The sequence below is a fragment of the Pseudomonas sp. BCRC 81390 genome, from assembly GCF_030341915.1.
In the GTDB taxonomy this organism is placed as follows: Bacteria; Pseudomonadota; Gammaproteobacteria; order Pseudomonadales; family Pseudomonadaceae; genus Aquipseudomonas.
This window is the reverse complement of record NZ_JATAAG010000083.1, coordinates 225032-251051: the sequence shown is the minus strand read 5'-3', so window position 1 is coordinate 251051 and position 26020 is coordinate 225032. Positions and strand designations below refer to the sequence as shown.

The window sequence follows — 26020 nt, the reverse complement described above, 5'->3', positions numbered from 1 at the left end:
CCAACCGAGGGAGACAACCATGTCCAGACCTGATGACCCCAAACCCTACACGCCGACCGAGATCGACGATACCGAAGACCGCATGGGCAGCGTGCATGAACTGGACTTCAGTGATCGCCTTGACGACCGCGAAGGACGGGCGGGTGATGAGCGGCCGCCGCAGGAAGTCGCCCACGAGTTCCCGGGCCGCCGCGTTGCCGAAAGTGGCATGACCGGTGGCGAGACGCTGGGCGACAGTTTGCACGAAGACAACGTCAGCTACGACGACCTCAGCCCGGACACCTTGTTCGACGAGTCGGGCGCGCGTGACCCGCACGAACCTGGCCATGGCGGCCCGGCGGACAAGTCCCTGCGCCACGTGGACGCCGACGAGATCGGCGGCGGCATCGGTCTCGATGAAGCCGAGCTGGCCCGCTCCGCGCCGCTGGATGGCGAACCGTGGACGGACGATGTGATCGACCCGGACGAGGAGGGCAAGCCATGAACGAATTACGCTGTGCCTGCCAGGAGTGTACCTGTACGGTCGATGCCGCCCCCCTGGATGGCAAGGCTTATTGCTGTGAAGCCTGTGCTACCGGGCATCGCAACGGCGAACCGTGCCGCATGCCGGGCTGCAACTGCGCCCAGGTAGCGCAGCCAAAAGAAAGCAATGTCGACAATGCACTGGATGAAACCTTCCCGGCGAGCGATCCGATTTCGCCGTGATGAGTACAGTTGAAAGGGACCGCTTTGTGCGCCTTCGCGGGTGCGCCCGCGAAGGGCTGCACGGCAGCCCCTTGAGTGGCTTCAATGGGTCTGCCAGATACCATTGCTGCGTTCGCAGTCCATTCGCGCCTGGCCCAGGCTCGGCGTGTCGTAGTAGTAGGTCACCACCCGGGCATCCTTGGGCAGGGCCGGGCGGGTGGAAGGCTGCTCGTTCCCCGCAGCCTTGGGGTTGGCCAAGGCTTCCTGGGTCAGCGGGGCAATGCAGCTGCCCACGCTACCGTCGGCGCAGCGCGCGACTTTACGCTTCTCGGCACTGAGCATGTCCTTGCTCTGGTTGCTGCAGGACCAATTGATCGCTTCAGGCGGCATGTTGCCGTAGGTGTAGCAGGTGTGCTGCTCCACTGGCCGCACCGCTTCGCTGGAGGATCGGGTCATCACGTCGCAGGCTTCGGCCAGCACCTTGCCACTGACCAGGCTCATCAGCAGCAGTGTCACCCAGGCAATTCGCATGGTCACCTCCCGGCCTTGGGCCGTTGTCGATATTCAAGCCGTTTTTTCGCGCCGGCGCATGGCCTTGGCGCGCTTTTCCAGTACCAGGTAGGTGATCACCGCCAGCACCAGCGGGATCAGGTAATACAGCGTGCGGTACGCCAGCAGGGCCGCGACTAGGCTGCCTTGGCCGAACTGGCCGTGCAGCAAGCCGAGGAAAACCGTTTCCAGCACGCCCAGCCCGGCCGGGATGTGCGCCACCACGCCCGCCACGCAACTGATCAGCAGCACGCCCAGAACCGCCGGGTAGAACGCTTGGTCAGGCAATAGCCAGTCGATCAGCAACGCCATCACTGCCCAGTTGCTGGCACCCAGCGCCACCTGGCATGACGCCAGGCGCAGGGAAGGCAAGGTCAGTTCATGGTCGCGCCATTGCCAGGTACGCTGCTTGGCCAGGCCGCAGGCCAGCAGGTAGGCGCCGGTGATGGCCAGCAGTACGAAACCGATCAGTTGCAGCCCGCCGGTGCCGACCGGCCAGCTGGACGGCAGCTTTACCAGGCGCAAGGCGAACACACCGCCAGCAAGCAGCATGTAGCCCATCCAGTTGGTCAGCAGGCCGAGGGTGAGGATGCGCGTGATGGTTGGCGTGTCCAGCCCCAGCCGGCTGTACAGCCGGTAGCGCAAGGCCACACCGCCGACCCAGGTGGTGAAGTTGAGGTTGAACGCATAACACACGAAAGCCACCGGCAGCACCTGCCGCGCGGGCAGGCTATGGCCGGTATAGGTGCGGGCCAGCAGGTCGTAGCTGGCGAAGATCAGGAAACTGCACAGCGCCATTGCCAGCCCGATCGCCAGGCTGCCAGGCTTGTAGGCGAGCAAGGACTGCCGCACTTCGTTCCAGTCCAGGTTGCGCGCCAGGGTGAACAGCAGCACCGGGATGAGCACCAGGAACAGCAGGGTGAACAGGCGCTTTGCCCAGGTATGCCAACGCTTTCGTTCCATCAGGTATTGCCCTCGTGCAGGTTGCCTTGCGTCTCGACTTCCGGCTGCAACGACTTCAGGCGCTTGCGGTGCGCAGGCAACCAGCCGGCAATGCGCGGGAACTGGCGGATCACGTGGAAGCACAGGAATATCAGCGGTGCCCGCCACCAGTAGCCGCGCACCATGCGCTCGAGCGTCACCGGCTTGCATTGCTGGTTGGCCAGCGAGGTCAGGTGCTGGTGCAATCGCTCGGTGAAGCGGCGGTCGCGAATGAACAGGTTGGCTTCGAGGTTGAAGGCCAGGCTCAACGGGTCGAGGTTGCTCGAGCCGACCGTCGCCCACTCATCGTCGACCAGGGCAACCTTGCCGTGCAGGGGCCGTTCGCAGTACTCGTGAATGCGCACACCGTCGCGCAGCAAGTAGTTGTACAGCAGCCGGGAAAGCGCCCGGACCCAGCGCATGTCCGGCTGGCCCTGCAGGATCAGGGTCACCTCGACACCGCGCCGGGCGGCGTTGCGCAGCTCGCGCAACAGCCGATAACCGGGGAAGAAGTAGGCATTGGCCACCACTACGCGTTTGCGGGCATTGCGCAAGGCTTCCAGGTAATACGCTTCGATGGCGGTGCTGCGCTGCCCGTTGTCACGCTCGACCAGCACGGCCGTGATATCGCCAGTCGGCGCGGTGACCGGGCGTACCTCGCTGGGCGGTTCGAGCACAGGCGACATCAGGCGACGGCTGACGGCATGCACCTGCGCCACCACCGGGCCGGTGACTTCCACGGCATAGTCCTGCTTGGCCATGGGCCCGAAATCGCCCAGATGGTCTGCGCTGTAGTTGATACCGCCGATAAACGCCCGTTCGCCGTCGATGACCACGATCTTGCGGTGCAGCCGCCGGAACAGGTTGGTGCGCATGCCCGCCAGGCGTGGCTGGGGGTCGAACAGGTGAAAGCTGACCCCGGCATCGGTCATCGCCGCAATGAAGCTGGCCGGCAGGTCTGCGGTACCGTATCCGTCGGCGACCACCTCCACCCGCACGCCGCGGCGTGCCGCATCGATCAGCACCCGTTGCAGCTGTTGGCCGACCTTGTCGTCGAAAATGATGAAGGTTTCCAGCAGGACCTCCTCGCGCGCCTGGCCGATGGCCTCGAATACGCGGGGGTAGAATGCCTCGCCATTGATCAACAGCTCGACGCTGTTGCCATCCACCCAGGGTCGTTTCACAGCGTGATCTCCGCAGCCAGAGGGGCGTGATCGGACAGGTGCGACCACGGGTAGCTGGACAGCACCTGCGCCTTGCCGGGCATGGCGTTGCGCAGGTAGATGCGGTCCAGCCGCAACAGCGGCATGCGCGCAGGGAAACTGCGGGCGGGGGTACCGAACCGCTCGCCAAAGGCTTCGACCAGGCGCTGCGAAAGCACCGCATCGGCCTTGAGCCGCCAGTCATTGAAATCACCGGCAATGATCACCGGCGCGCGCGCCGGCAAACGGTCGAGCAACTCGAGCAGCAGCTTCACCTGGCTTTGCCGATGGGCTTCGCGCAAGCCAAGGTGCACGCACACGGCATGTACCTGCTCATGGCCGGGCACCTCCAGTTGACAGTGCAACAGGCCGCGCTGTTCGTTGCCGTGGACAGAAACGTCCAGGTTGTCGAACCGGGTGATGGGGAACTTCGACAGCAAGGCATTGCCATGGTCGCCGTGGGGATAGACGGCGTTGCGCCCGTAGGCGAACTGCGGCCACATGCTGTCGGCCAGGAACTCGTACTGTGGCGTGTCCGGCCAGGCCGGGTGGCGCACGGCATGCTGTTGGTGGCTGCCATGCACTTCCTGCAGGAACACCAGGTCGGCGCCGGTGGCGCGGACGGCCTCGCGCAGTTCCGGCAGGATGAATCGCCGGTTGAAGAAGGTGAACCCCTTGTGCACGTTGAGGGTGAGCACGTTCAGCCGGTGCACGGCGGTGATCTTGTCGATGATGCAACGGGGCGTGGGCAAGGTCTTGTTCACAGGTCCACCTCGGGTTCCACGCCGGGTTCGGTCATCAGGTGGTGATCCAGGTGCAGTTTTTCCAGCAGGCGCCGGGCGTCGTAGGGGGCATGGACTTTCTGGTCGTTGTCGAAGTAGCAATAGACGTCACGCGCCCCGGCATCCGGTGGCGGGCCTGGCACGATCAGCTCGGCGTCGCTGGCCTGGCCGCCTTCGCTCCAGAGCTGGATGCGCTCCTTCCAGCGCCGCAGGGCCCGCGAGGTATAGCCGCTGCTGTACAACTCGACGTCGCCGTGCAGGCGCATGTAGACGAAGTCGGCCGTCACGTCTTCGACATAGGGCCATTTACCGGCGCTGTCGGCGACCACCAGGGCCACCTGATGTTGGCGCAGCAGCTTGACGAAGGCTTCGCACAGGAAACTTTCATGGCGAATTTCCACTGCATGACGCAGGCGCTGATTGCCTTCGATGGCCGTGCCGCCGTTCCCTTGCAGGCGCTCGGCGCAACCCTCGGCACAGCGCCGCGCTGCGGCGCGGTCACGCGGCAGAAGCTGCAGAAACGCCTGGAACAGTGCCTCATCGAATTTCATGCTGGGCGGAAACTGCCACAGGAACGGCCCAAGCTTGTCCCCGAGCAGCAAGGGCCCGGAAGCGAAGAAGTTGGCCAGCGGCTGTTCGATGTTCTTCAGGCGCCGTATATGGGTGATGTAGCGGGGCGCCTTGACCGCGAAAACGAAATCATCGGGGGTGGCCTGGGCCCAGCTGCGATAGCGCTCTGGCGTCTGCAAGCTATAGAACGACCCATTGATTTCGATGGTATTGACCGCCCGTGAAGCAAACGCCAGCTCGTCGTCCTGGGGTAAGCCCCTGGGGTAGAAATCCTTTCGCCAGGGGCCGTAGCGCCATCCTGAAATGCCAATGCGCACTTCGCTCACGCTGCCTCCTAATTGCTAGTTGCACCGGTTCATCAATTGCGACCGGCGCAGCTGCACGAGGGTTCAAGCAGGATTGATCGGCGGTGCAGCCAGCGCCGGATTGAACTTTGTCGCCTCTCGCGATTCCACCCTTTAGCAGCCCGAGGGCTATGAACGCTGCCCCAGCTGTGGTCACGGTGAGGAGCGATGCCATGAAATTCGACCGTTTCGCGCAATGGCTGGCGAACTGGACCGGCCGCCCGCTGAGTTTCGCCATTGCCCTGTTGCTGATAATGGCCTGGGCCCTGACCGGGCCGCTGTTCGATTACAACGACACCTGGCAGCTGGTCATCAACACGTCGACCACCATCGTCACGTTCCTGATGGTGTTCCTCATCCAGAACACGCAAAACCGCGACAACGACGAACTGCACATCAAGATTGACGAATTGCTGCGCACGACCAGACGCGCGCACAAGGCGCTGCTCGACCTGGAAGACATGGACCCGGCCGAACTGCATGCGCTGCGCAAGCAATACCAACGCATGGGCGAGCGAGAAGAAAGCCGGGAGCGGCGACCTGACCCGCCCGCAGACTGACGGCCTGCCCATTTCACTGGAATGAATACCGCCAACCCTCGGAGGCAAGCATGCCCAGACACATCATTCACTTTACCGGCCCGATCAACTCCTCGACCTGCGGCAACCTCATCAGCACGTGCGCGAAGGCCCTGCAACAGGGCGCCGAGCTGTTGCAGCTGAACATCGCCACCATGGGCGGTGAATGCAGCTATGGCTTCACCCTGTACAATTTCCTGCGCGGGCTGCCGATCCCGCTGCACACGCACAACCTGGGCACCGTCGAGTCGATGGGCAATATCCTGTTCCTGGCCGGCGAACGCCGTACTGCCTGTGCCCACAGCAAGTTCCTGTTCCACCCGTTTCACTGGACACTGCACGGTTCGGTGGACCATTCGCGCATGGCCGAATACGCCATGAGCCTGGATTACGACCTGCGCCTGTATGCGCAGATTGTCGCCGAGCGTACCGAGGGCAGCAGTGAGGTGCTGGACGTACCGCGCTACCTGATGGCCTATCCACGCATCCTGGGCCCGCGTGAGGCGCTGGAAAGCGGGATGATTCACGCTATCGATGAGCTGCCGATCGAGGCGGATGCCTGCCAGTGGAGCGTGCACGCCTGAGCATGCCCGGGCTTGTGCCAGGCGCTAGCGAATGGAAGCGGCAGTCGCCTGGTCACACGCCAGCAATGAGCGGATCAGCAGTTTGATGTCATCCTTGAGCGCTGGCACCCGGTCGATGTGGGCGAAGCAACAGTCGGCGATTTCGCGTTGGGCGGTGGGGTGGGGCGCGTCGGCGAATTCGGCTTCGAATACGTAATGCACCCGTCCCGGTGTTTCATGGCGCATCAACAGGATCAAGCTTTGCGCCTGCAGGCCGGTTTCCTCCAGCAGTTCACGCTCGGCAGCCTGTAGCGGCGTTTCACCCGGTTCGACCTTGCCACCCGGCAGGGTCCACGCTGCCTTGGGCTTCCTGACCCAAAGCCATTTATGGGCGTGCTTGGCGTGGCGGCAAATAACGGTTGCGCGAGCTTTGTGCGGTTTCATGCAAACTCCTGGTGACGCTATTCCTATACGGAATTAGTCACCCGAAGCGCAATGAACGTTGTGTTTACCCACACAAAAAAAGATGGATGGTCAGTAGGGCTCGGAGCCGTGCAAGGTTTCGATCGCCTCGACCAACTCGTCGTAACCGACCGGTTTGTTCAGGTGCCGGTCGAACCCCGACTGGCGTGACTTGTGCTGGTCGGCGCTGGCGCCATAGCCCGTCAATGCGATCGCCGGGGTGCTTTGCAGGTGGCTCAGGCCACGCAGGGCCTTGATCAAGGCGTGGCCATCCATGACCGGCATGCCGATGTCCGACAGGATGATGTCGTAGCTGCTGGTAGCGGCCGCTTCCAGCGCCCGGCGCGGGTCAGTGAAAGCGCTGACCTGGGCGCATTCCATTTCCAGCAGTTGCTGCATCACTTCCAGCACCTCCGGCGAGTCATCCACCAACAGCACGTGGATGCCACTCAGGCGGCCATCGGTTGTCGCATCCGCTGCTGCCGCAGCTGGCCACCGGCCGGCCTCCGAAAGCGGCAGGCTGACGGTGAAGGTGCTGCCCTGGCCGATGCCTGCCGAATCCGCGTTGACACTGCCTCCGTGTGCCTCCACCAGTTGGCGGACCAGCGACAGGCCGATGCCCAGGCCTTCACGCGGGTGGTTGCCCATTTGCGGCGTGCCCTGGCTGAACAGGTCGAAAATGTGCTCCAGGCTGTCCGCTGTCAGGCCAACCCCCTGGTCAATGACGCGCAACCAGACCTGTGTTGCGTCATGGCTCAGCACCAGGCGGATAAGCCCGCCCGCCGGGCTGAACTTGAGCGCATTGTTGAGCAGGTTCCAGACCACCTGTTCCAGCCGCGTGCTGTCGCCTTCGATGAACAGGGGCAAACCATCAGCCGGCAGCTCCAACGCCACATGGCAGGCCGGTTGCTCGCTCTGCACCAGCGCATGGATGCCCTGCAGGATGGCGCAGATATCCACCGGCTCGGTCTTCAGCCTCAGCTTGCCGGTACGAATGCGCGCGACATCGAGCAAGTCATCGATGATTCGCGCCTGGCTGCTGACCGCCTCGCGGATGGTCTTCACGGCCTTGCTCGCCGCTGCAGTCTGGGCGACCGTCGGCAAACGCCGGAGGATTTCAGCGTTGAGCTGGATCAGGTTGAGAGGATGCTTGAGTTCATGCGACATGATGGCGAAGAACTCGTCCTTCATGTGGCTGTTGCTCTGCGACTCGGCCAGTTGCTTGCTCTGCTCGTCGTGCAGGCGCTTGTGCCCGGTGAGGTCGCGGGCGATCTTCACGAAACCGCGCAGGGTACTGCCCTTGAGCCGGGATATCTCGCCGCTGGAGTAGAACCGGCTGCCATCCTTGCGCACGTGCCAGCGCTCGTCCTGGTCGCGTTCATTGGCCCGGGCGGCATGCAGCTCCTGTTCGGGAACGCCGCGGGCACGGTCTTCTTCGGTGAAGATCAGGCGGTAATGCTGGCCCAGCACGTCAGCCTTGCTGTAGCCGAACATCAGGCTGGCACCGGTGTTCCAGTCGGTGACCAGGCCCTGCTCGTCGAGCAGGATGATGGCGAAGTCATGGGTACTCTCGGCCACCACGCGCATGCGCTCCTCACCCAGGCGCACGCGCTCTTCGGCCGCCCGGCTCTTGCTGATGTCGATGAAGGTCAGCACCGTGCCATCGATGTCCTGCTCGCTCGAGCGGTACGGCAGCAACCGCGCCAGGTACCAGCGTTGGTCATGGCCGCCGACCTCGCGCTCGATGATGTGTTCGCCCTGGGCCACGGTGCGGGCATCATCGGCCAGCGCGGGGTAGTCGAGCCGGTGGGTGATATCGAGCAGCGAGCGGCCGGTGTCGACCGGCAGCATGTTGAACAGGTCGGTGGCGCGCGGGGTGAACCAGCGGATATGCAGGTTGCGGTCGACGAACACCGTGGCGATATCGGTGCTGGCGATCAGGTTGCTGAGGTAGTCGTTGACCTTGTCGGTTTCCTCGACCTTGTTCTTCAGCTCGAAGTTGACCGTCAGCAGTTCCTCGTTGATCGACTGCAGCTCTTCCTTGCTGGTGCCCAGCTCTTCGCTGGCGGAGCGCAGTTCTTCGTTGATCGCCTGCATCTCTTCATTGGAGGCGGTCAGTTCATGGCTGGAGATTTCCCATTGCTCGATGGTCTCCTGCAACTGCAGGCGGGTGCGCTGCAGCTCGCGCTCGAGGTTGTGCAACACCATGCTGTCGGTCTGGCGGATCGACTCGGCGATGGGTAACGACGGGCCAGCGGGGCGCGCTTCGAAAACCACCAGCAGGTACTCGCCAGCGCTCACTTCGTCCTTGTGCGGTTGCACGGTAATTTCCACCTGCACCCGCTCGGTACCTTCGGCCAGCTCCACTGGCCGCGAGGTTATTGCCTCAGTGCCCTGACGAGCCTGGAACAAGGTGCTGCGCAGGGCCAGGCGCAAGCTGGGCAGCACCAGGTTCAACAGGTTGTGGCTGAGTTCGCCGCCTGCCAGTTGCATGAAGCGTCCGACCCCCTCGCTCAGGTGCAGGATGGTACCTTCGCCGTCGATGATGAGGCTGGGCGGCGTCCGACGGGCCAACGCCCGGTGGTGCACCTCGGCGTAGGCGGGTTTGCGCCCGGGCTTGTCCTGCCCGCCTGTAGCCTGGGGCAGGCGGTTGATTTCCAGCCCCGGCAACTGGCGCCCTGAGCGGCGGCCCACCGTGCTGACGTCGCGGGCGCGGTAGATACGGTTGCGCTTGTCGACCACGGTGAACATTTCACCGGCCAGGTCGGCGGACTCTGCCGAGCCCAGGAACAGATAACCCCCCGGCCGCAAGGCGTAATGGAACATCTGCAGGATGTCCTCCTGGATCTCGCGGTCGAGGTAGATCAGCAGGTTACGGCAGACGATCAGGCCGATTTGCGAGAACGGCGGATCGGACAACAGGTTGTGCCGGGCGAACAGGACCTTCTCGCGAATTTCCTTGCGTACCCGGTAGTGCTGGTCTTCCTTGACGAAGAACTGGCGCAGTCGCGAAGGCGGTACGTCGGTGACGATCGCCTCCGGATAGGAACCGGCGCGGGCGACACTGATCGCCCGCTCGTCCAGGTCGGTGGCAAACACCTGGACCTGGCTGTCGCGCTGCTCCACGGCCAGTTGCTCGCAGGCGAGCATGGCCAGGCTGTAGGCCTCTTCGCCGGTGGAACAACCAGCCGACCAGATACGTATTTCGCTCGCGCCCTCGGCGGGCTCGGGTTGGCTGACCAGCTGCGGCAGCACATGGCGTTCCAGCGCCTCGAAGGCCTCGCGGTCGCGGAAGAAGTTGGTGACGCCGATCAGCATGTCGGCCAACAGCGCAGTCGCCTCTTCGCGATGCTGTTCCAGATAGCCCAGGTATGCGCCAAGGTCGGCTTGCCCGGTCACGTGCAGGCGGCGTTCGATACGCCGGAGCACGGTGGCGCGCTTGTAATGCTGGAAGTCATGCCCGGTGACACTGCGCAGCTGCAGGAGAATCTCTTCGAGCAACGGCTCGGACGCCTGCGGGTCGCCGGCCCGGGTGCCCAGCGCCGGCGGCAGGGTATCGTCATCGATCCGCGGCAGCTTTACCTGAGAAGCGTTCTGCCATAGCTCCAGCAGTTTCTGTGGAATATCCGCAGCCGGCAGGATGATATCGACCATACCGGTGTCGATGGCCGCCCGCGGCATGCTGTCGTACTGCGCGTCATCGGGCGCCTGGACCAGCGTGACGCCGCCTTGTTCCTTGATGCGCGACAGCCCGACCGCGCCATCGGCGCCGCTACCGGACAGCACCACGCAGAATGCATGGTCCTTGTGCACGTCAGCCAGGTCACGAAAGAACAGGTCGATGGCCACATGGTCACCGCGCCGCCGGTTGGCCGGCGTCACCCGCAGGTAACCGTCATTGGTCGACAAGCGGTTGGCCGGCGATATCACGTACACATGGTTGCGCTCGATCGGCACCGGCTCGGTCACCTGGCGCACCGGCATGCTGGTGGTTTCCTGGAGGATGCGATCGGCCACGCTCTGGTGGTCGGGCGACAGGTGCAGGACGATGACGAATGCCATGCCCGAATCGGCCGGCATTTGCCGGAACAACGTGCACAAGGCCTCGAGGCCACCTGCCGAGGCGCCTATGCCGACCACGGGGAAGTCCAGATGGCTAGGGCTCAGGTTGGGATTTTGCGGCGAGGCGGGCTGGTTAGCAGTCGACTTCATGGCGGTGCCTTGTACAGACCTGACAGACGGCCCATCGACGCATCGCCGGGCTTGTGAAATGCCATTATAGGCAGGCTGGCGCGGCAATCGCGAGGGGTTGGACACGGGGCCAAAAGGCAGTGCGCCAATTTGCGACCTATCAGTCATTTGGCGCCACTCGTCCGCAAACCCCGCATTGGAATGACCGCACAGCGCCGCCTGGGTTCGGAGTAAGGGCACGGTATGCGACCGTGACTACCATTCCAACCGCAAGGAGAAACGACATGGCTCGCGATCAAGATCAAACCAGCCAACGTGGCGGCACCAAGGAAACCAACCCGGGCAATTTCGCCAACGACCGCGAAAAAGCGTCCCGCGCCGGGCAGAAAGGTGGCCAGGCCTCCGGCGGCAATTTCGCCAATGACCGCGAACGCGCCTCGGAAGCAGGCCGCAAAGGTGGCCAGAACAGCCACGGCGGCGGCCGCAACCAGTAACGCAGCGGCTGGCAACAGCAGCGGTGGCCCGGCGCACATTGCGCCGGGCCACCTTTCTTGCGAAGCGTTTCACAATCTTTTTGAATCTTCGCGGCGCGCTCGACTCAACACGAAGTCATCCATGGAAAAGAGGAGGGCCACGCGATGCCTAATCCGCAGTTGTACATCATCGACTACCGGTTACACGGCAAGCCGCGCAGCTTCATCATCCGCCTGGAACGCATGGACAATGCCGAAGCCTGGCATTGGGCCAGCTGCGACGCCGGTATCGGCATCATACCCAAGTTCGGTCGCGAAAAGATCCGCAAGGTAAGCAAGCCGATGGCCGAGCGCTATGGGGTGACGGAGGTTAGCTGGCGGGCCTCCGGCAGCAAGCCTGGCCAGTCGCTGGAAGACCCTGTCACCACCGCCTGACACCGGCTCGTCGATCCACTGACCCTTCAAGCCCCGGACTCGGGATCGCTGGCAGGTACCCCAGGCCGGTTCTGCTCATCATCCGTCAGATTGGGGTCGGTATCGGGATCGTCCACTTTGTCATTGCGCCCGTCCGGCTCCAGTTCCGGCCAGTCATCCTGCACATTCCCGCCGCCCAGCCACTGCTTGTCGTTCATGCCCTTGGCCTCCATTGCAGAAAAAAAGGCCCGCCAGGCCGGCGGGCCAACACAGGAGTGAGAGGCGAAGCCATTGACCACCCCTCATGCCATCAGAACCCGAGGGGGCGGGGGACGATCGTTCGTATCCAGGCAGATGCCGACCAGTGGCAGCGTTCATGCTGCCGGCTGTTTCAACACCAAGGTCAGAATGTCATAACTCGCCACCAGCTCACCCAACTGGTTGGTTACCTCCACGTCCCACGCCACCACGCCTTGCGGTTGCCCCAGCGGGCTGGTCTTGCCCTGGTCGATCTTGCGCTTGCAGGTCAGCCGCGCCTGGATGGTATCGCCGATGCCCACCGGGTTGATGAAGCGCAGGGTATCCAGGCCGTAGTTGGCCAATACCGGCCCTGCACCCGGGGACACGAACAGCCCGGCAGCCGCCGACAACACGAAATAACCGTGGGCGATGCGCTTGCCGAACTGCGATTCCCGGGCGGCGATCTCGTCGAAATGCATGTAGAAGTGGTCGCCCGACAGGCAGCCGAAATTGACCAGGTCGGCTTCGGTCACGGTGCGGCGGTGGGTGAGCAGCGATTCGCCGATGCGCAGTTGCTCGAAGTACCGGCGGAACGGGTGCACTTCGCTTTCGATCACTGCGCCACCGCGCACGTACTCGCCGGTAACTGCCGTGAGCATGCTCGGTGAACCCTGCACCGCCGCGCGCTGCAGGTAGTGCTTGACCGCACGCAGGCCGCCCAGCTCCTCACCACCACCGGCACGGCCAGGGCCACCGTGCTTGAGCTGCGGCAGTGGCGAGCCGTGGCCGGTAGACTCCTTGGCCGCTTCGCGGTCGAGCACCAGCAGGCGGCCATGCCAGGCAGCGGCGGCCGGAATGGCCTTGGCGGCGATGCCACGGTCGGCGGTGACCAAGGTGGCTACCAGGCTGCCCTTGCCACGGGCGGCCAGCACCAGGGCTTCGTCGAGGTCGTCATAGGCCATCAGCGTGCTGACCGGGCCGAACGCTTCGATATCGTGGGCGCCACCCTCGGCATGCGGGTCGCGCGCCTGCAGCAGGGTCGGGGCGAAGAACGCACCTTCGGCGACGCCTTCGCCACGCGGCGCAAAGCCGTCACTGGCGCTGAACAGCTGGTCGCAACTGTGCAACAGGCTGCGCACGCGCTCGGCCACGTCGTGCTGCTGGTCATGAGAGGCCAGGGCCCCCATGCGCACGCCTTCCAGCGAAGGGTCGCCGACCACCACCTTGGCAAGCCGCTCGCGCAGACGCGTGGCAACGGCATCGAGGTGCTTGGCCGGAACGATGGCGCGGCGGATGGCAGTGCACTTCTGCCCGGCCTTGGTGGTCATTTCGCGCACCACTTCCTTGATGTACAGCTCGAATTCCTCGCTGTCCGGGGTCACGTCCGGACCGAGAATGGCGCAGTTCAGCGAGTCGGCTTCGGCGGTGAATGGCACCGAATTGCGCACCAGGTTCGGCGTGATACGCAGCTTGGCGGCGGTGTCGGCAGAACCGGTGAAGGTCACCACATCCTGGCCGTGCAGGCGGTCGAGCAGGTCGCCGGTACTGCCGATCACCAGTTGCAGGCTGCCTTCCGGCAGCAGGCCGGAGGCCTGCATCAGGCGCACCACGGCCTCGGTCAGGTAACTGGTCGCGGTCGCCGGCTTGACGATGCAGGGCATGCCGGCCAGGAAGGTCGGGGCGAACTTCTCCAGCATGCCCCAGATGGGGAAGTTGAAGGCGTTGATGTGTACCGCCACGCCGGCGCGCGGCACCAGGATGTGGCTGCCGGCAAAGTGGCCTTGCTTGCCCAGCGGGATGGCCGGGCCTTCGTGGACCAGGTTGCCCGAGGGCAATTCGCGGCTGCCGAAGCCGGCATAGGAGAACAGCGTGGCATTGCCACCTTCGATGTCGATCCAGCTGTCGGCACGGGTGGCACCGCTGTGGTGGGACAGGGCGTAGAGCTGCTCCTTGCGCTCGGCCAGGTACAGGGCCAGGGCTTTCAGGCGCGCGGCGCGTTGCTGGAAGTCCATGGCCATCAGGCTGGCGAGGCCGCGGGCGCGTGCGAAATCCACGGCCTCGGCGAAGTCCGGGCGTTCCTCATGGCTATAGGCAAGCACGTGGCCGTCGAGGGCGCTGCGCAAGGCCTGGGCGCCATGCTGGCCGAGCCAGCGGCCGGCGATGAAGCTTTGCAGGGTAGGGGCGGCAGACATGCTGTTCTCCATGCTGTTCAGAGGTAAGGGGCGCGCTGTTACCACAGCGCCAGGGTGTAGCCGATGATCAGGCGGTTTTCGTCCACGGCGTTGGTCAGGCCGTTGCCGGAGCGGAAGGTGACGTTGCGCCAGCGCAGGCTGACGTCCTTGAACGGGCCGCTCTGGATGACGTAGGTGATGTCGGTGTCACGCTCGCGCTCACGGCCGTTGCTGAGCGTGGCGGTTTCGGCGTGGCGGCCGTCGGTGTAGCGGGTCATGAAGCTCAGGCCAGGTACGCCCATGGCGACGAAGTCGTAGTCGTAGCGCAGCTGCCAGGAGTCCAGCCCGGCGCGGGTGAAGGTGTTGTAGGTAACCAGGTTGACGGTGAACGGGTCGCCGCCGTTGACGAACGGGAACGCACTGTCACCGGACATTTGTTGCCAGGTGGCAGTGAACTTGTGGGCCCGCACTCCGAGGGTGAACATGGCGTTGAAGTTGCGGTTATCGATGGTGCCGGCACGTTCGGCGCCTTCTTCGCGGCTATCGAAATAGCGCAGGTCGGTGCGCAGGCTCAGGCCTTCGCCCAGTGGGCGGGTATCGACCAGGCCGACGAACTGCTGGCGGTAGATGTCCTCGAGCTTGGCGTAGTAGTAGCTGACGCTGGTTTGAGCGGTGATGGCATAGCTGCCGCCGCCGAAGTCCAGGTGGTCGCTTCTGGCGGCGCCGTAGCCGATGTCATCGCGGCCCGAGGAGTCGCGCAGGTTGGCCTTGCTCAGGCGGCCAGCGTTGAAGGTCAGGCCGGCGAGGTCCTGGCTGGTGAGCAGGCCGCCCTGGAAGGTGGAGGCCAGCAGGCGGGTGTCGTTGTACACCACCACTGGCAGGATCGGTTGCAGGGTGCCCAGGCGCAGGGTGCTCTTGGCCAGCCGCACTTTGCCGGTCAGGCCCAGTTCACTGTAGTCGTCGACCGGCTCATGGCTGTTCGGGCCAAAGGGCAGCAGGCCAGTGTTGCGGCGGTCGCGGCTCGAGTCGAGCTTGATACCCAGTTGCCCCATGGCATCGACGCCAAAGCCGAGCGTGCCCTCGGTGAAGCCCGATTCCAGCCTGGCGGTGAAGCCCTGGCCCCATTCCTCGGCCTTGGCCTGCGCTGCGTTGCTCTGGCGGAAGTCGCGGTTGAGGTAGTGGTTGCGCAACTCCAGCCGGGCGTGGCTGTCACCGACCAAGTCGGCCATCGCCGGCAGCGGCAGGGCCAGGGTGGCCAGCCAGGCGGCCGACATGAAGTGTGTACGGTTCATTGTTGTTGTTTTACCCGACATGGTTGTTCTTCCTTGGAGTCAGTGCTTGCTGGCGCCGGCAGCGCCGATACCGGTCATGGAGCGGATGAACTGCGCCAGGTAGCGGCCACGTTCCTGGCTGGCGCGTTCGGAGCTGTCGGTGACCGAGAACACCCAGGCGCCGAGGAACGCCAGGCTCATGGAGAACAGCGCGGGGTTGCTGTAGGGGAACAGTGCCTTTTCGTGATGCAGCACGTTGACCCACACCGCCGGCCCCAGCACTACCAGCAGCACCGCCGAGAGCAGCCCGGCCATGCTGCCGCACACCGCGCCACGGGTGGTCAGGCCTTTCCAGAACATCGAGAGCAGCAGTACCGGGAAGTTGACCGAGGCGGCCACTGCCAGCACCAGGCCGGAGAGGAAGGCGATATTCTGCGACTCGAACAGTAGGCCGAGGATCACCGCCAGCAAACCGATCAGCAGGGTGGCGATTCGCGATACGCGCATTTCCTCCTGCTCGCTGGCCTTGCCCTGGCGCATTACGCAGGCGTACAGGTCGTGGGACACGGCCGAAGCCCCGGACAACGCCAGGCCGGCAACCACGGCGAGGATGGTGGCGAAGGCCACGGCGGAGATGAACCCGAGGAACAGGTTGCCACCCACCGCCTGGGCCAGGTGCACGGCGACCATGTTGCCACCGCCGATGATCGCGCCGCTGGCATCGCGGTAGGTGGGCTCGGTGCCGACCATGACGATGGCGCCAAAGCCGATGACAATCAGCAGCAAGTAGAAGTAGCCGATGAAGCCGGTGGCATAGAACACACTCTTGCGCGCTTCCTTGGCGTCGCTGACGGTAAAGAAGCGCATCAGGATATGCGGCAGGCCGGCCGTGCCGAACATCATGCCCAGCCCCAGCGAAATGGCATCCACCGGGTTGGACAGCAAGCCACCCGGGGCCATGATCGCCTGGCCCTTGGCATGCACCGCCACGGCACTGGCGAACATCGCCTCGGTGCTGAAGCCGAAGTGCCTGAGCACCATGAATGCCATGAAGCTGGTACCCGACAGCAGCATCACCGCCTTGATGATCTGCACCCAGGTGGTGGCGAGCATGCCGCCGAAGGTGACATAGGCGACCATCAGCACGCCAACCAGCACCACCGCATACAGGTAGCTGATGCCGAACAGCAGCTCGATCAGCTTGCCGGCGCCGACCATCTGCGCCACCAGGTACATCAGCGCCACCACCAGGGTGCCGAACGCCGAGGTGAGGCGCACCGGGGTCTGCGCCAGGCGGTAGCTGACCACGTCGGCGAAGGTGTACTTGCCCAGGTTGCGCAGGCGTTCGGCGATCAGGAACAGGATGATCGGCCAGCCGGCGAGCACACCCAGCGCGTACAGCAGGCCGTCGTAGCCGTTCATGAACATCATCGCCGAAATGCCCAGGAACGAGGCGGCGCTGATCATGTCGCCGGCGATCGCCAGGCCGTTCTGCATGCCGCTCAGGCCTCCCCCGGCGGTGTAGAAATCGCTGGCCGAGCGGGTGCGCAGGGCCGCCCAGCGGGTGACCAGCAGGGTAAAGCAGACGAACACCATGAACATTGAGATGGCTGTCCAGTTCATTGTGCGCACTCCTGCTTGACCTTGTCGTTGAGCGGGTCGAGCACGTTGTTGGCACGATGCACGTAGATGCCGGTCAGGGCGAAGGACAGCAGTACCATCAGCACGCCCACCAGCATGCCGACGGTAGTCACGCCACCGCTGAGGGACTGGCCGAGGGTGCTGGGGGAAAATGCCACCAGCAGGACGAAGCCGTAGTAGGTCACCAGCATGGCCAAGGTCAGGCCGCCGTTGAGGCGGCGTTTGCGCCGGACCAGGTGCTGGAAGTCGGGGTGGTTGACGATGCTTTCGATGCGTTCGGGGGTCATGGGTTGCGATCTCTGGGTGTTGTAATTGTTCTTTGCGAGGTCACGCAGGTGTTGCAGGTCGGTGTTGCTTGGGCGGTCTCAGAGCTGGTCGAAGTCGAGCACCACCTTGTCGCTCACCGGGTAGGCCTGGCACGACAGCACGTACCCAGCGGCCACTTCGTAATCCTCCAGGGCATGGTTGCTGTCCATCTCCACCTCGCCTTCGATGACCCGGCACTTGCAGGTGGAGCACACCCCCGCCTTGCACGAATACGGCAGTTCGGCGCCGATGGCATTGCCGGCGTCCAGCACGTTGCGGGTATTGCGTGGCAGGTCGAAGGTGAGGGCGCGGCCATCGCTGATGACAGTGATGTGGCTGAGTGCCGAGTCCACCTGGCGCGCCGCTTCGCGGGCCTCGCGTCGGGCTTCGCTGCCGGCGGCGGCAAACAGCTCGAAGTGGATGCGATGCTTGGCCATGCCGTTGGCCTCGAGGCTGTCGCGGACGGTCTCGGTCATCGCCTGCGGGCCACAGATGAACGCCGCATCCAGGCTGGCTACATCCAGCCAGCGCGAGAACAGCTGCCCGCACTTGTCGGCATCGATGCGGCCGTTGTACAGGTCGATATCCTGTTGTTCGCGGCTGAACACGAAAATCAGGTTCAGGCGCTCGAGGTAACGGTTCTTCAGGTCTTCGAGCTTGTCGCGGAATAGCGCCCCGGAGCTGGAGCGGTTGCCGTACAACAGGGTGAAGCGGCTGTGCGGCTCGCTGGCCAGGGTGGTGGCGATGATCGACAGGATCGGGGTAATGCCGCTGCCGGCGGCCACCGCCAGGTAGTTGCCCTGGCGGGCCGGGTCCAGCGGCACGAAGAAGCTGCCCGATGGCGCCATCACCTCCAGCTGCTGTCCGGCCTTGAGCACGTCATTGGCAAACGCCGAGAAACGCCCGCCAGGCACGCGCTTGACCGCCACGCGCAGCTCGCCGTCCTGCACGGCGCTGCAGATCGAGTAGGAACGCCGGACTTCTTCGTTGTCCAGCTGGGTACGCATGACCAGGTACTGGCCCTGGGTGAAGCGGAACGTCTCGCGCAGGTGCTCGGGCACGTCGAAGGCAATCGATACCGCGTCGCGGGTCTCGTTGCGCACTTGCTTGATGGTCAGGATGTGAAACAGGCTCATGGCGTTCTCCACGGCTCAAAGGCATTTGAAATAGTCGAACGGCTCCAGGCACTCGCGGCAGCGGTACAGCGCCTTGCAAGCGGTGGAGCCGAACTGGCTGAGCAATTCGGTGTGCACGCTGCCACACTGTGGGCAGCACACCTGGGGCGCCGCGCCGAGCAGGCTGCGCTTGCTGCTACTACCTAGCGGCGGGGCAATGCCATAGGCACGCAGGCGTTCGCGGCCCAGTTCGCTGATCCAGTCGGTCGTCCAGGCCGGCGTCAGCCGGCGCTCCAGCGCGGGCGCCGGGAAACCTGCCTGCTCCAGCGCCTGGCGGATATCCGCCTCGATCACCTCGGTGGCCGGACAGCCGGAATAGGTCGGCGTGACCACCAGGTGCAGATGGCCGGCACGCCAGTCGAGGCCACGGACGATGCCCAGGTCGACCACGCTGACCACGGGCACTTCCGGGTCCATGACCTGGGCCAGCACCGCCCAGGCACGTGCCAGGTCGTCCGCGCGTGCTGCGCGGGCGCCACGGTCGCCGGCAATCAGCTCACCAGGTTGCATCGGGGTAGGCCCTTGGCAGGAACTGCATTTCGGCCAACAGCAGGCCCAGGTGCTCGGTGTGCAGGCCTTTGCGGCCGTCCAGGTAGAAATGACTGGCGGCCTTGGGCAGCGGCAGATCGACCGCACTGAACACTTTGGAAACCTGTTGAAGCCAGGCTGTGCCAACACTGGCCGGGTCGGCGGCGATGCCCGCTTGGGCCAGTTGTGCCTCGTTGTCGCTGCCGGCGGTGAGTTCCACGGTGAAGCGCCACAGGGCCGGGATGGCGGCAAGCATGCGCTGGCGGCTTTCTTCGGTGCCGCCGCCCAGGCGCTGTACCCATTCGCTGGAACGGCGCAGGTGGTAGGTGGCCTCTTTCAAGGCTTTGCCAGCGATACCGGCAATTCGCTCGTCGCGAGAACCGGCCAGGCCCTGGAGCACAGCGAAATGCCAGGCGTCGTAGAGGAACTGCTTGGTCATGGTCACGGCGAAGTCGCCATTGGGTTGCTCGACCAGCAGCAGGTTGCGGTAGGCCCGCTCGTCGCGACGGAAGGCCAGGGCATCGGCGTCGCGGCCGTCATCCAGCAGTTCGGCGGCATATTCCAGCCAGTTGCGCGCCTGGCCGACCAGGTCGAGACCCACGTTCATCAGGGCCAGTTCTTCTTCGATGGCCGGGGCCCTGCCACACCATTCGCAGAGGCGCTGGCCCTGCACCAGGGCGCTGTCGCCGAGCAGCAGCAGGTAGGGGATCAGATCGTGCTTGTGCATGGCCAACCTCACATGTGCCCGACTTCGGCGGGCAGTTCGTAGAAGCTGGCGTGGCGATAGACCTTGTCGTCCGCCGGGGCGAACAGCGGGTCTTTCTCGTCGGGGGAGGAGGCGGTGATAAGGGCCGAGGGTACCACCCACAGGCTTACGCCTTCGCTGCGGCGGGTATACAGCTCGCGGGCGTTCTCGATGGCCATGGCCGCATCGGCCGCGTGCACGCTGCCGACATGCTTGTGGTTCAGGCCGTGCTTGCTGCGCACGAACACTTCGTAGAGGGTCCAGACAGACATTTTCGATCTCCGCATCTATCGCCGCTCAGGCGGCGTTCTTGTTCTGTTGCTTGCGCGCGTAGGCCACCGCAGCCTCGCGCACCCAGGCGCCGTCCTCGATGGCCTTGCGCCGGGTGGCGACACGTTCCTGGTTGCACGGGCCGTTGCCCTTGATCACTTCGTAGAACTCGTCCCACTGGATCTCGCCGAAGTCGTAGTGGCCGCGCTCGGCGTTCCACTTCAGTTCCGGATCGGGGGCAGTACAGCCGAGCAGCTCGAGCTGCGGCACGGTCTGGTCGATGAAGCGCTGGCGCAGTTCGTCATTGGTCTGGCGCTTGATTTTCCAGGCCATGGACTGGGCGCTGTTGGGGGAATGCTCGTCGCTGGGGCCGAACATCATCAGCGCTGGCCACCACAGGCGGTTGATAGCGTCCTGGACCATATCGCGCTGCGCCTGGGTGCCGTGGCGCATCATGGTCAGGAGCATTTCGTAGCCCTGGCGCTGGTGGAAGCTCTCTTCCTTGCAGATGCGGATCATGGCGCGCGAATAAGGGCCATAGGAGGTGCGCTGCAGCACCACCTGGTTGACGATGGCGGCGCCATCCACCAGCCAGCCCACCGCGCCCATGTCGGCCCAGCTGAGGGTGGGGTAGTTGAAGATGCTCGAATACTTGGCCTTGCCGCTGTGCAGCTTGGCGACTTCCTCGTCGCGGTCGGCGCCCAGGGTTTCCATGGCGCTGTACAGGTACAGGCCGTGGCCGGCTTCGTCCTGGATCTTGGCCATCAGCTGCAGCTTGCGCTTCAGGCTGGGGGCGCGGGTCACCCAGTTGCCTTCGGGCAGCATGCCGACGATTTCCGAATGGGCGTGCTGGGAGATCTGCCGGATCAGGGTCTGGCGATAGGCCTCGGGCATCCAGTTCTTGGCTTCGATCTTGATTTCGGCGTCGATCTTTTCCTGGAAGTGGCGCTCTTCGGGCGACATCTCTTCCAGCGACTTGACGCGCTTGACTCCGGTTTCCACTAGCTGTGCGTACATGTGCTGCGACTCCTGCTAAGGCATGAGTCATTTGTAAGCGATACAAAACACAACGTCAAATAGTTTTATATGTATCGAATAATATTTGTGTATCACATTGATGGTCCTTTCGCGGGTAAACCGGCTCCTACAGGTCATGTGTAGCCCCCTGGCCTGATGCGATTCATGTGGGAGCGGGTTTACCCGCGAAGAGGCCAGCCGGAAAAACGCAAAAAAAAGCCCCGGACGATGCCGGGGCCGAACAGGCAGCTGGGTGAATCAGCTGGCCAACCGTTTGTCGAACACATGGCAAGCCTTGCCTTCGGAGCGCTTGAGCGTGCCACAGGGCTGCAGGCGTACCTGGGTGCTGATGCCGATGTAGGTCTTGATCTGCCGGGTCAGCTCGCCAACTAGCAGCTTGCGCTGGCCTTCATCAAGGTGTTGGCACTCCGCACGCAGTTCCACATGCACTTCCACGCTGTCTAGATTGCCGTTGCGATACAGATGTATTTCATAAAGCTCTGAAAGCTGTTTTATTTTTAGCACCTGCTCCTCGATCTGGGTCGGGAACACATTGACACCGCGAATGATGAGCATGTCATCGCTGCGTCCGGTGATCTTGCCAATCCGTCGCATCGGCCGGGCGGTACCGGGCAACAACCGGGTCAGGTCGCGGGTGCGGTAGCGGACCATGGGCAACGCTTCCTTGCTCAGCGAGGTGAACACCAGCTCACCCAGCTGGCCGTCCGGCAGTACCTGGCCGGTGACCGGGTCGATGATCTCGGGGTAGAAATGGTCTTCCCAGATGGTCGGGCCGTCCTTGGTCTCGAGACATTCCATCGCCACGCCGGGGCCCATGATTTCCGACAGGCCATAGATGTCGAGGGCATCGATGCCCAAACGCTGCTCGATCGAGCGGCGCAACTCGTCGGTCCAGGGTTCGGCCCCGAAAATGCCCAGCCGCAGCTTGAGCGTGTGCGGGTCGATGCCCTGGCGCTCGATCTCGTCGGCCAGGTTGAGCATGTAGGACGGGGTGACCATGATGATGTCGGGCTGGAAGTCGCGGATCAGCTGCACCTGCTTCTCGGTCTGGCCGCCAGACATGGGAATCACCGTGCAACCCAGGCGCTCGGCGCCGTAATGCGCGCCCAGCCCGCCAGTAAACAGGCCATAGCCGTAGGACACATGCACCTTGTCACCCTTGCGCCCACCGGCGGCGCGGATCGAGCGAGCCACCACGTTGGCCCAGGTGTCGATGTCGTTCTGGGTGTAGCCGACCACCGTCGGCTTGCCGGTCGTGCCGCTGGAGGCGTGCAGGCGCACCACCTCCTGCTGGGGCACGGCGAACATGCCGTAGGGGTAGTTGTCGCGCAGGTCGTTCTTGCCAGTGAACGGGAACTTTGCCAAGTCTTCGAGGCACTTGAGGTCGTCAGGGTGGGCACCGCACTCGGCAAAGCGCTGGCGGTACAGCGGCACGTTGTCATAGGCGTGCTTCAGGCTCCAGCGCAGGCGCTCCAGCTGGTGCTGGCGCAGGGCGTCGACGCTGGCGGTTTCCATCGGGTCCAGCAGGGCACGATCGGCATCATGGTACATGTTCATGGCTTCACTCGAATTGTTCTTGTACGCCGCGCGGCAGCGGTTGCAGGCTGCGCGGTGAGTGTCATGAGCGCAGCATATACGGCTGCGTTCGGTTCGGTAACGGGCCGGTGGTCGGCGCCGCTCAAAGGCGCTCGATGACCATCGCGATGCCTTGGCCAACGCCAATGCACATGGTGCACAGGGCGTAGCGCCCGGCGCTTTCCTCCAGCTCGTGGAGGGCAGTGGTGACCAGGCGTGCACCGCTCATGCCCAGCGGATGGCCCAGGGCGATGGCTCCGCCGTTGGGGTTGACCCGCTTGTCGTCATCAGTCAGGCCCAGCTCGCGCAGCACCGCCAGGCCCTGGGCCGCGAAGGCCTCGTTGAGTTCGATGACATCCATGTCGGCCAACGACAGCCCGGTCAGTTCGAGGACCTTGCGGGTAGCCGGCACCGGCCCCATGCCCATCAGCCGCGGTTCGACCCCGGCCACAGCCATGCCGAGGACGCGCCCGCGGGCCTTGAGGCCATGGCGACGGGCAGCGGCACTGCTAGCCAGCAACAGCGCGCAGGCGCCGTCATTGACCCCGGAGGCGTTGCCGGCGGTGACGCTGCCACCTTCACGGAACGGGGTGCCAAGCCTGGCCAGCTGTTCCAGGGTGGTGTCAGCACGCGGGTGCTCGTCGTGCTCGACCACTTTGGCCGGGCCTTTGCGTTGCGCAATTTCGACCGGCACGATTTCCCGTGCCAGGCGGCCACGTGCCTGTGCCGCAGCAGCCTTGTGCTGGCTGCGCAGGGCGAACGCGTCCTGGTCGGCGCGGGAAATGCCGAACTGCTGGGCAACGTTCTCGGCGGTTTCCGGCATGGAGTCGGTGCCGAAGGCGGCCTTCAGCAACGGGTTGATGAAACGCCAGCCGATGGTGGTGTCGAACAGTTCGGCTGCGCGGCCGAACGCCTGCTCGGCCTTGCCCATGACGAACGGCGCACGCGACATCGACTCCACGCCGCCGGCCAGCATCAACCCGGCTTCGCCGCAGCGCAGGGCGCGCGCAGCAGTGCCAATGGCGTCGAGGCCGGAACCGCACAGGCGGTTGATGGTGGTGCCGGGCACCTCGATGGGCAACCCGGCCAGCAGGCTGGCCATGTGCGCCACGTTGCGGTTGTCCTCGCCAGCCTGGTTGGCACAACCGAGGATCACGTCGTCGATGGCTTTCCAGTCCAGTTCCGGGTGGCGGCGGATCAGCGCCTTGAGCGGGATGGCCGCCAGGTCATCGGCCCGCACACTGCTCAAGGCCCCGGCATAGCGGCCGATGGGGGTGCGCACGGCATCGATGATCAAGGCGTCGGCCAGGGTGTTTTCAGTCATCTTGCGTCTCCTGCGCCAGCACGGTGCCGCGCACTTTGTAGGATTTGCCATGGAACATCGCCAGCAATTCACCGCGCTGGTTCTCGATGCGGACCTGGTACAGGCCAGTGCGGCCCTTGCGGCTGACCTCGCTGGCCTGGGCGGTGAGCACGTCATCGCGCAGTGCCGGGGCCAAGTAGTCGATACTGCAGCCCAGGGCGACGGTGGCCTGGTCGTAACTGTTGCAGGCGAAAGCGAACGCCGAATCTGCCAGGGCGAACAGGAAGCCGCCGTGGCAGGTGCCATGGCCCTGGATCATGTCGGCGCGCACCGGCATGCGCAGGGATGCCTGGCCAGGGCCAGCGGCCAGCAGTTGGATGCCCAGGCCCTGGGTGGCCAAGTCGCGGGCGTACAAGGTATCGGCACAGGCTTGCGCCAGTTCGACTTCAGTCATGCAGGCTGCCTCCTTCGGCTTCGCAGCGACGTAACAGCAGGGACGGGCGGTAGCGGCTCTCGCCGTAGCTGCGTTGCAGGTTGTCGAGCACACGCAGGGTCTGGGCAATGCCGATGTTCGCCGCCCAGGTCAGCGGGCCACACGGGTAATTGACGCCCGCGCGCATGGCCAGGTCGATGTCGGCGGCGCTGGCAACGCCCTGCAACACGGCATCGGCGGCCTCGTTGGCGAGCATGGCCACGGTGCGCAGCACCACCAGGCCAGGCAGGTCGGCGACCGGAGTTACCCGCAGGCCGGCACGCTGCAGCAAGGCCACCGCCTGGTCGCGGGCGTAGTCGCTGGTGTCCGCCGACCAGCTGATGGCAAGGCGTGTGGCGCTGCCGTAGTCCAGTGCCAGGTCCAGCAGCACCAGGTTGCGCAGGCCGTCTTGCCGTGCGCGCTGGCTGGCCAGGCGGCCATCCGACAGCGCCAAGGTGGCTTCGCCTACCTGAATCAAGCCGCTACCGGCACGCTGGGTCACGGTGATGCCGCTACCGCGCAAGCGCTCGACCAGCGGCTGCAGCACCCCGAGATGACCTTCGACCACGCAGGCCTCGGCTGGGGCAGGGCTGTGCAGCTCGAGCGGCTGCGCACGCTCGGCCCCTTCGGCATAGCTATAGAAGCCCTGGCCGGTCTTGCGGCCGAGACGGCCGGCGTCGACCAGCGCCTTCTGCACCAACGAAGGCTGGAAGCGGAAATCGCCATAGAACGCCTCGAACACCGAGCAGGTGACCGCGTAGTTGACGTCATGGCCAATCAGGTCGGTCAGCTCGAATGCGCCCATGCGGAAACCGCCGGCATCCCGTAGCAGCGCGTCCAGTGTTGCGCAATCGGCTGCGCCTTCCTGCAATAGACGCAGGCTTTCCGCGTAGAATGGCCGGGCCACGCGGTTGACGATGAAACCTGGGGTGGAGCGGGCATGCACCGGCTGCTTGCCCCAGGCCTTGGCGGTGGCATGAATGCATGCGGCAACGGCTGGGGCGGTTGCCAGGCCCGAGACCACCTCAACCAGCGCCATCAGCGGTGCCGGATTGAAGAAGTGCATCCCGACCACCTGCTGCGGGCGTTTCAGCCCGGCGGCCAGGCTGGTGATGGACAGCGACGAGGTGTTGCTGGCAAGGATGCAGTCGGCTGCGCACAAGGCTTCCAGCTGGCCGAACAGCGCTTGCTTGACCTGCAGGTTCTCGACAATCGCCTCGATCACCAGGCGCGCGTCGGCCAAGGCTTCAATACTGTCCACCGGGCACAACCGGGCGCTGATCGCTTGCCGTTCGGCGGGCTGCAAGGTGCCTTTTTCCACCAGCCGGGCAAGTTGCCGATCGATACCGGCCAGCGCCTGCGCAGCAGCACCAGGGCGGTTGTCGTAGAGCTTGACCGGGTGGCCAGCCTGGGCAGCGACCTGGGCGATACCAGCCCCCATCGCACCCGCGCCGATCACCGCTACCTGCACGTTGCTTGCAAGTGCACTCAT

26 protein-coding genes and 1 pseudogene are annotated in these 26020 nt (G+C 64.5%); 6 read left to right on the top strand and 21 right to left on the bottom strand.

What is annotated here, in order from left to right; translation table 11 throughout:
- Positions 1 to 19 precede the first annotated feature (19 nt).
- Together QSV36_RS24315 and QSV36_RS24310 are read left to right on the top strand one after the other, a co-directional pair.
- Positions 20 to 484 carry a phosphotransferase system, HPr-related protein gene (locus tag QSV36_RS24315; RefSeq protein ID WP_289135394.1) on the top strand — a complete coding sequence of 155 codons (465 nt, stop codon included), beginning with the start codon at positions 20 to 22 and terminating at the stop codon, positions 482 to 484.
- Positions 481 to 705 (top strand): metallothionein, encoded by a 225-nt coding sequence (locus QSV36_RS24310; protein WP_289135391.1) that lies wholly within the window; start codon positions 481 to 483, stop codon positions 703 to 705. Before QSV36_RS24315 ends, QSV36_RS24310 begins: the two co-directional genes overlap by 4 nt.
- Before the next feature lie 81 nt (positions 706 to 786).
- On the opposite strand, the gene QSV36_RS24305 is transcribed toward QSV36_RS24310, so the two are convergent.
- From QSV36_RS24305 to QSV36_RS24285, 5 genes are read right to left on the bottom strand one after another with little or no spacing between them, the layout of a single operon-like run.
- Positions 787 to 1215 (bottom strand): hypothetical protein, encoded by a 429-nt coding sequence (locus QSV36_RS24305; protein WP_289135389.1) that lies wholly within the window; start codon positions 1213 to 1215, stop codon positions 787 to 789.
- Positions 1216 to 1248: 33 nt separating this feature from the next.
- Positions 1249 to 2196: a lysylphosphatidylglycerol synthase domain-containing protein gene (locus tag QSV36_RS24300; protein WP_289135386.1), complete on the bottom strand. Its 948-nt coding sequence runs from the start codon at positions 2194 to 2196 to the stop codon at positions 1249 to 1251.
- Positions 2196 to 3398 (bottom strand): cardiolipin synthase ClsB, encoded by a 1203-nt coding sequence (gene clsB, locus QSV36_RS24295; protein WP_289135383.1) that lies wholly within the window; start codon positions 3396 to 3398, stop codon positions 2196 to 2198. The genes QSV36_RS24300 and clsB overlap by 1 nt, the downstream gene beginning before the upstream one ends.
- Complete coding sequence (locus QSV36_RS24290; protein ID WP_289135381.1) at positions 3395 to 4180, bottom strand: endonuclease/exonuclease/phosphatase family protein; 786 nt, start codon at positions 4178 to 4180, stop codon at positions 3395 to 3397. Before QSV36_RS24290 ends, clsB begins: the two co-directional genes overlap by 4 nt.
- A complete protein-coding gene (locus QSV36_RS24285) occupies positions 4177 to 5094 on the bottom strand; it encodes a DUF72 domain-containing protein (RefSeq protein WP_289135378.1) in 918 nt (305 codons plus the stop codon). The genes QSV36_RS24290 and QSV36_RS24285 overlap by 4 nt, the downstream gene beginning before the upstream one ends.
- 191 nt (positions 5095 to 5285) lie before the next feature.
- Here QSV36_RS24285 and QSV36_RS24280 point away from each other — a divergent pair, with 191 nt between their 5' ends.
- Positions 5286 to 5672: a low affinity iron permease family protein gene (locus QSV36_RS24280; RefSeq protein ID WP_289135375.1), complete on the top strand. Its 387-nt coding sequence runs from the start codon at positions 5286 to 5288 to the stop codon at positions 5670 to 5672.
- A 50-nt stretch (positions 5673 to 5722) separates the two neighbouring features.
- Complete coding sequence (locus tag QSV36_RS24275; protein WP_289135373.1) at positions 5723 to 6274, top strand: ATP-dependent Clp protease proteolytic subunit; 552 nt, start codon at positions 5723 to 5725, stop codon at positions 6272 to 6274.
- 24 nt (positions 6275 to 6298) lie between these two features.
- On the opposite strand, the gene QSV36_RS24270 is transcribed toward QSV36_RS24275, so the two are convergent.
- Both QSV36_RS24270 and QSV36_RS24265 read right to left on the bottom strand, forming a co-directional pair.
- Entirely contained in the window at positions 6299 to 6697 is a 399-nt protein-coding gene (locus QSV36_RS24270; protein ID WP_289135371.1) for an NUDIX hydrolase, read from the bottom strand.
- Positions 6698 to 6787: 90 nt separating this feature from the next.
- Positions 6788 to 10927, bottom strand: a complete 4140-nt coding sequence (locus QSV36_RS24265) for a CheR family methyltransferase (protein WP_289135368.1) — start codon at positions 10925 to 10927, stop codon at positions 6788 to 6790.
- A 263-nt stretch (positions 10928 to 11190) separates the two neighbouring features.
- On the opposite strand from QSV36_RS24265, the gene QSV36_RS24260 reads away from it, so the two are divergent.
- Positions 11191 to 11400 (top strand): con-10 family general stress protein, encoded by a 210-nt coding sequence (locus tag QSV36_RS24260; protein ID WP_114170448.1) that lies wholly within the window; start codon positions 11191 to 11193, stop codon positions 11398 to 11400.
- A 144-nt stretch (positions 11401 to 11544) separates the two neighbouring features.
- A complete protein-coding gene (locus QSV36_RS24255) occupies positions 11545 to 11814 on the top strand; it encodes a DUF6555 family protein (RefSeq protein WP_186685914.1) in 270 nt (89 codons plus the stop codon).
- Between the two features lie 26 nt (positions 11815 to 11840).
- On the opposite strand, the gene QSV36_RS24250 is transcribed toward QSV36_RS24255, so the two are convergent.
- The 14 genes and pseudogenes from QSV36_RS24250 to paaH all read right to left on the bottom strand — a co-directional run bounded on the left by QSV36_RS24250 (position 11841) and on the right by paaH (position 26020).
- Entirely contained in the window at positions 11841 to 12011 is a 171-nt protein-coding gene (locus tag QSV36_RS24250; protein ID WP_289135365.1) for a hypothetical protein, read from the bottom strand.
- 156 nt (positions 12012 to 12167) lie between these two features.
- Entirely contained in the window at positions 12168 to 14225 is a 2058-nt protein-coding gene (paaZ, locus tag QSV36_RS24245) for a phenylacetic acid degradation bifunctional protein PaaZ (RefSeq protein ID WP_289135363.1), read from the bottom strand.
- Between the two features lie 38 nt (positions 14226 to 14263).
- A complete protein-coding gene (locus tag QSV36_RS24240; protein ID WP_289135361.1) occupies positions 14264 to 15496 on the bottom strand; it encodes an OprD family porin in 1233 nt (410 codons plus the stop codon).
- A gap of 39 nt (positions 15497 to 15535) precedes the next feature.
- Positions 15536 to 17104, bottom strand: a pseudogene (locus tag QSV36_RS24235) (cation acetate symporter); the annotation flags it as partial.
- The gene (locus tag QSV36_RS24230; protein ID WP_186685902.1) at positions 17095 to 17403 is read right to left on the bottom strand and encodes a DUF485 domain-containing protein; all 309 of its coding nucleotides are present in this window, start codon (positions 17401 to 17403) and stop codon (positions 17095 to 17097) included. The gene QSV36_RS24230 and the pseudogene QSV36_RS24235, both read right to left, overlap by 10 nt.
- Positions 17404 to 17481: 78 nt before the next feature.
- Positions 17482 to 18558, bottom strand: coding sequence for a 1,2-phenylacetyl-CoA epoxidase subunit PaaE (gene paaE, locus QSV36_RS24225; RefSeq protein ID WP_289135354.1), 1077 nt, complete (start codon positions 18556 to 18558; stop codon positions 17482 to 17484).
- A gap of 15 nt (positions 18559 to 18573) precedes the next feature.
- On the bottom strand, positions 18574 to 19107 hold the full coding sequence (paaD, locus tag QSV36_RS24220) for a 1,2-phenylacetyl-CoA epoxidase subunit PaaD (RefSeq protein ID WP_289135351.1): 534 nt from the start codon (positions 19105 to 19107) through the stop codon (positions 18574 to 18576).
- A complete protein-coding gene (gene paaC / locus QSV36_RS24215; protein WP_289135348.1) occupies positions 19094 to 19852 on the bottom strand; it encodes a 1,2-phenylacetyl-CoA epoxidase subunit PaaC in 759 nt (252 codons plus the stop codon). The genes paaD and paaC overlap by 14 nt, the downstream gene beginning before the upstream one ends.
- Before the next feature lie 8 nt (positions 19853 to 19860).
- A complete protein-coding gene (gene paaB, locus QSV36_RS24210) occupies positions 19861 to 20142 on the bottom strand; it encodes a 1,2-phenylacetyl-CoA epoxidase subunit PaaB (RefSeq protein WP_289135345.1) in 282 nt (93 codons plus the stop codon).
- A gap of 25 nt (positions 20143 to 20167) precedes the next feature.
- Positions 20168 to 21157 carry a 1,2-phenylacetyl-CoA epoxidase subunit PaaA gene (paaA, locus tag QSV36_RS24205; RefSeq protein WP_289135343.1) on the bottom strand — a complete coding sequence of 330 codons (990 nt, stop codon included), beginning with the start codon at positions 21155 to 21157 and terminating at the stop codon, positions 20168 to 20170.
- Positions 21158 to 21415: 258 nt separating this feature from the next.
- Complete coding sequence (gene paaK, locus QSV36_RS24200; RefSeq protein ID WP_289135340.1) at positions 21416 to 22735, bottom strand: phenylacetate--CoA ligase PaaK; 1320 nt, start codon at positions 22733 to 22735, stop codon at positions 21416 to 21418.
- Positions 22736 to 22856: 121 nt separating this feature from the next.
- Positions 22857 to 24077, bottom strand: a complete 1221-nt coding sequence (pcaF, locus tag QSV36_RS24195; RefSeq protein ID WP_289135337.1) for a 3-oxoadipyl-CoA thiolase — start codon at positions 24075 to 24077, stop codon at positions 22857 to 22859.
- The gene (paaI, locus tag QSV36_RS24190; RefSeq protein WP_289135335.1) at positions 24070 to 24510 is read right to left on the bottom strand and encodes a hydroxyphenylacetyl-CoA thioesterase PaaI; all 441 of its coding nucleotides are present in this window, start codon (positions 24508 to 24510) and stop codon (positions 24070 to 24072) included. Before paaI ends, pcaF begins: the two co-directional genes overlap by 8 nt.
- Entirely contained in the window at positions 24503 to 26020 is a 1518-nt protein-coding gene (gene paaH / locus QSV36_RS24185) for a 3-hydroxyacyl-CoA dehydrogenase PaaH (RefSeq protein ID WP_289135334.1), read from the bottom strand. Before paaH ends, paaI begins: the two co-directional genes overlap by 8 nt.